At 41.0% G+C, this 8,430-nt stretch carries 11 protein-coding genes and 2 pseudogenes; 2 read left to right on the forward strand and 11 right to left on the reverse strand.

Annotated elements, in window-relative coordinates; all coding sequences use genetic code 11:
- Window positions 1-26: 26 nt before the first annotated feature.
- Together LI015_RS29055 and LI015_RS29060 are read right to left on the reverse strand one after the other, a co-directional pair.
- Window positions 27-353, reverse strand: coding sequence for a replication initiation factor domain-containing protein (locus LI015_RS29055; RefSeq protein ID WP_002571371.1), 327 nt, complete (start codon window positions 351-353; stop codon window positions 27-29).
- 33 nt (window positions 354-386) lie between these two features.
- Entirely contained in the window at window positions 387-659 is a 273-nt protein-coding gene (locus tag LI015_RS29060; protein ID WP_227125657.1) for a hypothetical protein, read from the reverse strand.
- A gap of 439 nt (window positions 660-1,098) precedes the next feature.
- On the opposite strand from LI015_RS29060, the gene LI015_RS29065 reads away from it, so the two are divergent.
- Complete coding sequence (locus LI015_RS29065; RefSeq protein WP_002565733.1) at window positions 1,099-1,365, forward strand: helix-turn-helix domain-containing protein; 267 nt, start codon at window positions 1,099-1,101, stop codon at window positions 1,363-1,365.
- 617 nt (window positions 1,366-1,982) lie between these two features.
- Here LI015_RS29065 and LI015_RS16240 read toward each other — a convergent pair.
- Window positions 1,983-2,924: a helix-turn-helix transcriptional regulator gene (locus tag LI015_RS16240; RefSeq protein ID WP_002565734.1), complete on the reverse strand. Its 942-nt coding sequence runs from the start codon at window positions 2,922-2,924 to the stop codon at window positions 1,983-1,985.
- A gap of 94 nt (window positions 2,925-3,018) precedes the next feature.
- Between LI015_RS16240 and LI015_RS16245 the strand changes: the two genes are divergently transcribed.
- The gene (locus LI015_RS16245) at window positions 3,019-3,438 is read left to right on the forward strand and encodes a pyridoxamine 5'-phosphate oxidase family protein (RefSeq protein ID WP_002565735.1); all 420 of its coding nucleotides are present in this window, start codon (window positions 3,019-3,021) and stop codon (window positions 3,436-3,438) included.
- A gap of 97 nt (window positions 3,439-3,535) precedes the next feature.
- On the opposite strand, the gene LI015_RS16250 is transcribed toward LI015_RS16245, so the two are convergent.
- The 8 genes and pseudogenes from LI015_RS16250 to LI015_RS16285 form a co-directional block, all read right to left on the reverse strand.
- Complete coding sequence (locus tag LI015_RS16250; RefSeq protein ID WP_002565736.1) at window positions 3,536-3,718, reverse strand: hypothetical protein; 183 nt, start codon at window positions 3,716-3,718, stop codon at window positions 3,536-3,538.
- Window positions 3,715-3,954, reverse strand: a complete 240-nt coding sequence (locus tag LI015_RS28800) for an AbrB/MazE/SpoVT family DNA-binding domain-containing protein (protein WP_002565737.1) — start codon at window positions 3,952-3,954, stop codon at window positions 3,715-3,717. The genes LI015_RS16250 and LI015_RS28800 overlap by 4 nt, the downstream gene beginning before the upstream one ends.
- Window positions 3,955-4,411: 457 nt before the next feature.
- Window positions 4,412-5,068: pseudogene (locus LI015_RS28805) on the reverse strand (PLP-dependent transferase); the annotation flags it as partial.
- 154 nt (window positions 5,069-5,222) lie between these two features.
- Entirely contained in the window at window positions 5,223-5,849 is a 627-nt protein-coding gene (locus tag LI015_RS16265) for a DUF3885 domain-containing protein (protein WP_002565739.1), read from the reverse strand.
- A gap of 169 nt (window positions 5,850-6,018) precedes the next feature.
- Window positions 6,019-6,207 carry a hypothetical protein gene (locus tag LI015_RS16270; RefSeq protein WP_007036551.1) on the reverse strand — a complete coding sequence of 63 codons (189 nt, stop codon included), beginning with the start codon at window positions 6,205-6,207 and terminating at the stop codon, window positions 6,019-6,021.
- A gap of 256 nt (window positions 6,208-6,463) precedes the next feature.
- Window positions 6,464-7,117, reverse strand: a pseudogene (locus tag LI015_RS28810) (phosphoadenosine phosphosulfate reductase); the annotation flags it as partial.
- Window positions 7,118-7,241: 124 nt separating this feature from the next.
- Window positions 7,242-8,078 (reverse strand): class B sortase, encoded by an 837-nt coding sequence (locus LI015_RS16280; RefSeq protein WP_118024415.1) that lies wholly within the window; start codon window positions 8,076-8,078, stop codon window positions 7,242-7,244.
- Window positions 8,062-8,346 carry an HU family DNA-binding protein gene (locus tag LI015_RS16285; RefSeq protein ID WP_002565743.1) on the reverse strand — a complete coding sequence of 95 codons (285 nt, stop codon included), beginning with the start codon at window positions 8,344-8,346 and terminating at the stop codon, window positions 8,062-8,064. The genes LI015_RS16280 and LI015_RS16285 overlap by 17 nt, the downstream gene beginning before the upstream one ends.
- Window positions 8,347-8,430: the final 84 nt, after the last annotated feature.

The raw sequence follows: 8,430 nt of genomic DNA on the forward strand, positions 1-8,430 counted from the left end.
AAGTCATGAGCCTTATCATCACGCAGTTACATTTCTGTCCTTTTCCAACTGCCGACTTCATCAAGCGTCTTGTTGTATTTTAAACAAACTTCCTTGTCTTTGTCATAAAAACGGTAGAACAATCCCGACTTTCCAGCACCGATATAACCCGTCTTTGCGGTATCAAAATCATCAAACTTGCTTTCGTCAAAGTGATAGCCCTCACTGTTTGCTATAAATTCCTCTTTTTCGCATTTCTTCTTTATCTGCTCTAAGGTAAAGAATGGTTTTTCGTTCTTATCATCTATGGCAACATCAAGCCTTGTAAAATGAAAGTTATCGAGCCCGTATCTTCTTTCACAGCGTCTGAACATATCTCCAAAAGTTAAATTTCTGCTGTCGAGGATTTAAAAAATATCATCACACCCTTTGTCCGTCATCACAAGATAACAGCCAAGTCCTTTTGGATTGTCCTCTATCTTTTTTGCATCGCCCGATACATAAATATCTCCAATCTCCCGGCGTGTCTGATATGTCTTTAATTTTACGGTTGCTGGATAAACATTGAAAATGTCAGGCGGTAAATCTAAAATGTGTGTGATTACATCTTCAGCGGTTGCAGTTTCAAATACAATGCTGATGTAATCAATCTTAACGGATAAATTTTCGTGTGTTACGATACTGCATTACGCCTTTCGTACTTCCTGATTTTTTACGGGGATAAATTGCAACTTTTCCTTTATCTATCACAGTTTCTAGGTACTATAACTTGTATACGCAGGGCAGTGTTACATATACGTCCTTGCCCAACGCCTACGGCGTTCCCTTTCCAAAAGGAACTGTCTGTCCGAAACACGTCTGGAGGATGTGCCCCGTCCAGCCAGCCCCTTTTGGAAACCACGATTTTCAGTCTGACAGTCCATGCTCATTTATGCTATCAAAGTGAAAATATCTTCTCTAAATGCTTACTCAGTCGTGTGATTGACCTCATTGTTTTCAATCGCTCTATCTGCTATGATAATAACGCCAATAGAATTACTTTTTAAGAACTTTTTCTTGAATTTTCAATATTAATAATCATCATAAGCTTATAAAGCAATTGAAAGGAGAAGATGTTCTATGAATGATAAGCATTTTGGACCAAATATACAGACGTTCAGGAAACTAAAAGGGATGAAGCAGCAAGAACTTGCCGATGCTATCGGTATCAACCTACAAAGCCTTTCCAAGATTGAAAGAGGTGTGTATTATCCTACCTTTGAAACACTGGAAAAGATAATGGTTGTGTTAGAAGTTGCACCGAATGAAATGCTGTCAGGTACATGGAAATTTGCTTCTCATATAGAGAAAGAAGTCTGTCAGAGGGGAAGAACGATTAAGTGCTGAATTGAAACACGGTCATTATGAAACTTCTTTGACAGCGAGGAAGAATGGCTGGAATACGAATTAGAACAGTTAAGGGAATATGTCACAGATTATATCAATGGCAAAGACATCACAGCGTCCAACCTTTACCCAATCAAAGAGTTTGTCAAGCATTTGAAATTTCAGAAGATTTTAGACCGCTATGATGAGTTTTACAGCCTTGATATGTTCGGGGAAAGCACAGAGGGACACAAGCGCATGCCCCCGTATGTTCCATTCGCCAAACGCAAGGTTATTGTAAATATGAAATATTTTGATGTTCAAGATGAATAGCCTTTATCCTCTCACAGAAGATACAACAAACAAAAAGTCCGATCAAGAGTGCAAGCACCACCTACGTTGGTAAGACTCTTGACAGGACTTTTTCTTTGCTGTTTTGAGATAATCAAGAGGAATAAAGGGGAATTTTATTGCCATGAGAATAATGTGAAAGTCAAAGTTGCCATGAAATTCATTGATAATCAGACAAAGACAACATAGGTATCACAGTTTGAACTTGTGCTATATAAGGATAGCAACTGGAAGATTGTAAAATAAATTCATAAGCATACAAACACATAAAATTATATGCCTTATTTTTATAGATTATCGTAATATTGGTACAATTCTTTTGCTCGTTTCGATACAAGTTTTTTTAAATGCTCTGGATAAATAGACTTAATCAATTTTCCATATGAAAGGAAATAATCAGCAATAAATCTTTCTTCCCCTACGTTGTAAAATCCTTTTATTTTATATTGTCCATCATATTTGACTAATTCCATTGAGGGATAATTTTCTTTATAAAATAAATCCACTCCTTTATCTAATATTTGAACTTCAAAATCTGTAGCATTTTCAGACTTAAATATATTTGTCGAACGATTTAGAAGTTCTTGCCTTGGCTTCGGTATATAGCACTCACTTTCTGAAATATCGATAATTTTATCACAACGGAAAACTTGAACTCTTTGCCTGTCATAATTAAAACCTGTAACATACCATTGTCCAAAAGATGAAGATATATTAAAAAACTGCACTTGTACTTCTGATACGAATTCGCCTTTTTTATAAGAGATACAGCACACCGTATCTTTTACTGCCATTTCTAAAATATCTTTTAGTAAAGGGCTACTATTATAATGCTTAGTCCCCTCAAGGCTTAATGTATGTTCCATCTTATTAATAGTTTTAATAAGTTCATCAGACAAGCAAGTTTCAAACTTTTTCTTTAACTTTTCAATACTTAAATGAAAAGGAGTCGATTCATAGGCGTTTAAAGTTAGCATAGCAAAATACAAAGCATACATTTCATCAACAGTAAAAATAATTGGTGAAAGAAGTCTATTTTTCAAAATCCCATAACGTCCATTTCTTCCAGTTTCCGAAAATATGGGCATACCGATTTCTTCTAAAGATTGTATATCTCGAATTGCTGTACTTTTAGATATTCCGTACTCTTGCATAATATCTTTCAAGTTAAAATAACTTTTATCATTTAAAAAAATCATCATGTCATTCAATCGTGTTGATTTACGCATTTGTTTAAACCTCCTTATTTCGCTAAATGGTGTCATGTTCTGATACCTTTTTATATTATACTATTTACGTATCAATAATAAAAGGAGGATTTCTATGGATACACTAAAAGAATTTCAAAAAATGATGGCAGAACAGACTGACCTTGCATTGGCAACAATCGGAACAGACGGCATTCCAAATGTTAGAGTTGTCAATTATTATTTCAATCCAGAAAATAATATTGTATACTTTGCAACATTTAAAAATAACGATAAAGTAAAAGAAATGAAACAAAATCAAAATGTTGCCTTTACAACAATTCCCAAAAAAGAAAACGAGCATATAAAAGTGAGGGGAACTGCTATAAAGAGTAAAAAAAATATTTTTGATTTGGCAGATTGTTTTTGCGAGAAGATACCTGATTATCGAGAAACAATAGAATATGGTGGGAAATCACTGATAGTATTTGAAATACACTTTGAAACAGCAACCGTTACTTTAGATTTATCGAATAGTAAAACTCTCAAGTTGTAAATAATTCACAACAAATTTATTAATTATAGGATATATTTATAGCAGTAGCTCACTAAGGAGAGATACTGCTATAGTTTTAAGAAAAAGGTAGTTTTTATTATGGGAAGATATTAGTTTTAGAATTTGTCTTACTAAATACCCGCTTCATTTCGTCCACGTTCTGCTCACAGATCAGCCCATGATTGGGATAGGACACCGCTTTTACATACGCCTGAAAGGGAATGCCGTTTGCGTTTAAAGCGGCAGAGCTCAGGACATTGGTATCAATCAACCCCCTCATTCGTTCTCATCCTCATTTCTCAATTCTTTCACAAACTCCATGACATCATCATCGGAGGTTAAGCCAGCGCGTTCCGCTTCTCCGGCTATCTCCTTTTGAAGCACCTGCATAGCGTAGACAGCAGAATTAACTATGCGGACGGTGTTTCCCTCAACGATAAACGTAATGCGATCACCGCTTGCCACGCCGAGTACTTCCCGAATATCTTTGGGAATTGTGACCTGCCCCTTTGCCATGACTTTTGCATTGTCTACAAACGTATTTGCTAATATGATTTTACACCACCTTTCTGAAACATGGAAAGTAGGATTTTCCCTACTCTTATTATATGCAAAAGACGCAGAAAAATCGAGGGAAAATCCTGGAAATAGCGTAGATTGAAAGGCTGCCATTTTTGAATTTTTGAAAACTTGATTAAAATGCCCTTGACAACTCATCTCCGGTGGGCTGTGCCCGATAAAGAAGTATATGACCCTTTAAGCACCGAGAAAAAATCCTCTGAAATGATAGTGGAACCCCCAGACCGGCGTAGGGAAAAAGAACACGCCCGCATTAGTAAAAAAGATTGGGATACTACCTATTATGTTGTCCGGCTGCATTTCAGTGAAACCAGAAAGGTACAACGGCAAATATTTCCCGATAATTTCCCAGCTCAAGCCTGACTCCCTTTTACCTCAATTTCATTCACATCACTTATTTTAATGAAGCAAACCTATTCTCTAAGTCTGCAATAATATCATCAATATGCTCTGTGCCGATGGACAGGCGGATTGTATTCTGCTTAATGCCCTGTTCCAACAATTCTTCCGGGAAGAGTTGGGAATGGGTGATACTGGCAGGGTGGATTACGAGGCTCTTTACATCGGCTACATTGCAAGCAGGGAGAAAATTTATAGATTGTCCATAAACCTCCAGGATTTCTCCTGGCCACCCTTAATCTAAAAGGTGAAGATACTGGCTCCTCCATTTGGGAAATACTTTGTGTACAATGCGTGATTAGGATGAGCCGGCAGGCTGAGATGATTGACTTTTTCCACCTGTGGATGATGGTCTAGATAGTCCATCATTTTCTTTGTATTTTCTGCGTGACGTTCCAGGCGTAGAGAAAGGCGGTTCCATGCCCTACAAAAACAGAAATGCGTTGAAGTGGGAAAGAGTTGCACCTTTATCGCGAAGAAGAATGGCATGGATATAGGTGACAAAGGCCGCCGGGGCTGCCGCTTCCACAAACGAGTCCCCATGATAGCTAGGAGTGTTTTTTTCGATAGGAGTTGTTTTACCACTGGCTTTCCAGCCGAAATTACCGGAATTCACAATAATACCGCCCAGGGTAATTCCATGGCCGCTGATCTTCCCAAAACTGCCCCGTAGGATGTCGTTGAATAACTTCAGATTCCACCCCTTCTTCGTGTCCACTCCAAGGTTGAATACCCGCTCGCCTCTCTGTAGAATCCAGCTATAGCGAAAAAAGTCGGCCATCACTGATAAATTTCTGTCAGGGTGGTTAGTCTTCTGAAGCAAACAGGCGATCAATCTGCTCCAGATCATACTCTAAAATCCAGCTATGAAATTGGCGGTAGAGAGGCAGCAGCAGTTCCTGTGAACTGCCCAGCACATCCAGCCCCCGGTCATCGTACAGATGGTAGAGGTAGGGACCAGGGCCTGCCAGATAAACATTAGACGTAAAGCCGGACCAACCGCCGATGTCTCCCAGGATAATTTCCCGAATAAGCTGTTCTGGACAGAACAAAACACGCCTAAGGTCCCAATAAAAGCGAATCTGCCTATGGGCATCGCCATCTTCATCCAATCCTACGGATGCTTCCTGCTCCTGGGGGACAGGAAGCCCGGACATCTTCCGAACCATAGTCAGTACAGACTCATCTGTTTCTTTTTCGGGATATCCATCGATCCGTAGGATATCTGGTGGATTCGGAAGGCTCCGGTAAATCGCAGCCGCCCGATCCAGCGCACCCTGAACATAGTCAGAATTGATTTTTCCATCTAAGTATATCGTCTCTTCCCCACCTATTCTGAACCGGATTCCCACTGGCGCATGGTAAAACAGTGGGTGTTCCAGTCGCTCCATGCCCAGTTGACACAGGACACTTTTAAACTTCTTTGCCAACATGATTTTCCTCCATTAGTCCCGAAAAGATGTCTTCTCCAAAGGTTATTCCTTCTTGCTTCCTTTTTCCAAAGCGGTATATGCATCCCTGTCGTCCAGCCTGGCCGTGATGTCCTTCCACCAACATTTTCCTTGCTTAGTTCTTATGGGGCGCGGCCCATCAAGTCATCCCTTACAACGGGGTATGCTCCTCCTGCACCAGCTCCAAATAAGAGCGGGGCGTTTCCAATCCACTCACCACCGCCTGGACTGGTAGCTCCCAGCCCAGGACGATTCCAACTGCCGGTTCCGTAGGTTCCTGCTCTTGCAGAGTTGACAGCAGCTCAACCGCCAGTTCTACCTCCAGCAGAACACAATCCAATATCTCCTCGCTCTTGGGAGCCGGGAAGCGGCCATCAATGTCCTGCCCTCTCTCGCGCTAGCCCAGCTGGTCATATATACCGCGCCATATCAGCTTCCTAATGATTAAATCAGTCACTCCTGATGTCAATCTCTCTGAGTTGTTCACAAAGATTCTGTTCTTTCCCCATATCATCTGAACATACCATAGATTCACTCTACTAACCGGTCTTGATTTAAAAGAGATCATATAAATTATTGTAGTCATAATCAAATCAATAATTCGCGCACCACACATCGGAGTTTGACCAGTCGTATAAAGTTGAAGCACACCATACATCTTTGAATTGCTTGGAAATCCAGCCCTCATTATGATACCTATATTTTTTATTAACAAATCCGCTGTACCGCTGCAGAGGCTCATCCGCTCGCATACCAAGCAGGCAGACCGTCCTGCCATACCCATGCTCCTCCTTGTAGAATCGGCCAAAATGCTTTGCAAAATCTCTCTGATGCATCCTGTAGCGATAGTAGGCAAACGGCTTCGTCAGATTAATGACATAGGAATACTTTGGTATCTGACGCACCCATATATCCTGCTTTGTATCATCCCAAGGATACCAATACATTTCGTAACTACTCAGCGCTGTCCGTGTTACCATAGGAAGTCAGACCCAGTAAAGCTCTATGCCGTATTCGTTTTCCAGGCGCTTAAAAGTGCGGGTAATATAGTCCGTAGTCACGGTATACTGCGCCTCAAAATCCTGATGGAATACGCCAATCACACGATCTGAAGCATGATTATTCCAGTAATACAGCAGCAAATTCAAAAGAACATCGCTATCCTTGCTGCCGCTGAATGAGATATAAATGCTTTTAAATTCCTGGAACAAAAACGCAAATCTCTTCCGCAATGCATCGAATAATCTCAATGTTTTTTTTCATACCCCTAATAAACTCCTTATTTTTCAAGTGAAAATTTACAATCGCATCTGTTTGATAGCTGGATATCCTTCTAATTTCCCCAGATATAGCCCTCACTTGCAAATATATCAATCAACATTTCCGGGCCACCACAACAAACCGCCCATTTTCCGCGTGATAGCTACATGTCACCAAAGTCAGAAGCGTGTCCCCATACTTTGCTGTTTCCCCCGTATCATACAAAGAGGCCGCCGTCACGTTGTCCACGTACTCGGAGAACAAAACTGGATCGCTCAGATCTTGATAGGCATAAAAGCGGAACACGTCCGTTTCATCCTGGTAATACACTCTGGAATAGAACACCCCGATAACGGTATACGTGCCATTATCTTGTAGAGTATCGAAGGTAATGGTGGGGTGTTCCTTCCAAAAATCTGCTTTTACATAGTTCAGTAGAGTATGAAACATGGTACCGTTTTTCATGTTATGACCGTAGATAAGATAGTGCTTTCCTCCATCAATGTAGTTTCCATCCAAGAAGGGAACACCGCTGACAGAGCTACTTTTGTCGAAAGCCCGATGCAGATAGTATTCCGGCTCTTCAGGCGTATACATCACCGGATAGTCCAACTTTGTTCCGGCAATTTTCACCCAGCCAAACAGATTGCCGTTTTCTTCTTTCAGAACCGCATATGGTGAGGAAGCGTGTGTGTCCTCTGTTACAAGTTCTATAGTTGTGGTTGGTTTTGGGCGCTTTCGTTCTTCTTCCACACGGGTAGTTAAAGTTGTAAATACCACTTGTGATTTCTCCAGTCCCAATAGTGAATGCCCCAGCATGAACAGAGACACGACCAGCATTACACAACTGGACAGTCCCCCCAGCGTCACATACCACGGATGCTTATTACGTCCCCTAGAGCGTCCCCACCTAGGACGTGCGGAGCCCATTGAGTCAAGCCCCCGCTTCATTGGACTTTCCTTTCAGGCTTTTGTTTGCCTTGAATACTGGGGATTTCTTGGCAGCCATATTGATGAATCCTCTTGTTCGAGGATCAAATCCCTTTTGGGCTGGATATTCCCGCACGGTAAGTCTCCCCAGCCCCGTAAGATGGACAAACACGCCGGCGTCCAGAGTATCTCCCAGCACCTCACATAAAACATCCAGTAACTTCGTTGTTTCCTCCCGTCCATTTCCAATTCTTTGGGCGATTTGTATCGCAAGTTTCTTCTTAATCATAGGCGTTCTCCTTTTCTTCTGCATAAAAGATGGGTTCTATACTGAATGTTGGGGTGTGCTGAAAAGCACACTTCCAACATTCTT

This window comes from Enterocloster sp. 210928-DFI.2.20 (genome assembly GCF_020554465.1).
Classification (GTDB): domain Bacteria; phylum Bacillota; class Clostridia; order Lachnospirales; family Lachnospiraceae; genus Enterocloster; species Enterocloster bolteae.

Bases quoted from the DNA above. Each gene is read 5' to 3' on its own strand.
- LI015_RS29055 (WP_002571371.1), bottom strand. From the start codon at position 353: ATGTTCAGACGCTGTGAAAGAAGATACGGGCTCGATAACTTTCATTTT.
- LI015_RS16265 (WP_002565739.1), bottom strand. From the start codon at position 5,849: ATGTTGGCAAAGAAGTTTAAAAGTGTCCTGTGTCAACTGGGCATGGAG.
- LI015_RS16280 (WP_118024415.1), bottom strand. From the start codon at position 8,078: ATGAAGCGGGGGCTTGACTCAATGGGCTCCGCACGTCCTAGGTGGGGA.
- LI015_RS16285 (WP_002565743.1), bottom strand. From the start codon at position 8,346: ATGATTAAGAAGAAACTTGCGATACAAATCGCCCAAAGAATTGGAAAT.
- LI015_RS28800 (WP_002565737.1), bottom strand. From the start codon at position 3,954: ATGGCAAAGGGGCAGGTCACAATTCCCAAAGATATTCGGGAAGTACTC.
- LI015_RS29065 (WP_002565733.1), top strand. From the start codon at position 1,099: ATGAATGATAAGCATTTTGGACCAAATATACAGACGTTCAGGAAACTA.
- LI015_RS16245 (WP_002565735.1), top strand. From the start codon at position 3,019: ATGGATACACTAAAAGAATTTCAAAAAATGATGGCAGAACAGACTGAC.
- LI015_RS16250 (WP_002565736.1), bottom strand. From the start codon at position 3,718: ATGAGGGGGTTGATTGATACCAATGTCCTGAGCTCTGCCGCTTTAAAC.
- LI015_RS16240 (WP_002565734.1), bottom strand. From the start codon at position 2,924: ATGCGTAAATCAACACGATTGAATGACATGATGATTTTTTTAAATGAT.